The organism is Spirochaetota bacterium, assembly GCA_026414805.1.
Classification (GTDB): Bacteria; Spirochaetota; UBA4802; order UBA4802; family UB4802; genus UBA4802.
Map to the genome: position 1 here is coordinate 1 of JAOAIH010000177.1, position 525 is coordinate 525.

Sequence of the window (525 nt, forward strand, 5' to 3'; positions counted from 1 at the left end):
ATTGTATATAATACCGGGGACCTTTCATACTTCAAATATTTTTTACCAATAAAAATTAATGAATTGAGGTTACTATGAATAATTTTAATATATATGGATTTCCTAGCGATCAAATGTTTGTATTCAGAAAACAGGTTATAAAAAAATATAAAAAATACTTCACCCTAGCTATAAAAATTAACCAGATGATATTGAAAAATATAGAGAGCTTGAAATTTTTGAAAACTTCAAAAGATGCCATTATTGGATCGTTATTTTGCAAATGTATCACATCTTTTCAAACAGTAATATTGTTATTAAGTTTTGGACTTCCAAATGAAGCTGAGGTGGTTTTACGATCTTTACTGGAAGCAACTTTTATATTAATGGCATGCTGTAATGATGATACATATATTGAAGAATACAAAAAATCTCATTTATATCAACGCTATGATACACTGCGAAAAATTCTTAACTATTTAAAAAAAATACACTAATTATTCCTAAACGAAAAAAATGCTATTAATTAAAAAAGCCTCCTTATAG

General features: G+C 25.9%; 1 protein-coding gene. It reads left to right on the plus strand.

Annotation, left to right across the window (positions count from 1 at the left end; genetic code table 11):
* Positions 1-74: 74 nt before the first annotated feature.
* Positions 75-476, plus strand: a complete 402-nt coding sequence (locus N3F66_15250; GenBank protein ID MCX8125502.1) for a DUF5677 domain-containing protein — start codon at positions 75-77, stop codon at positions 474-476.
* Positions 477-525 lie beyond the last annotated feature (49 nt).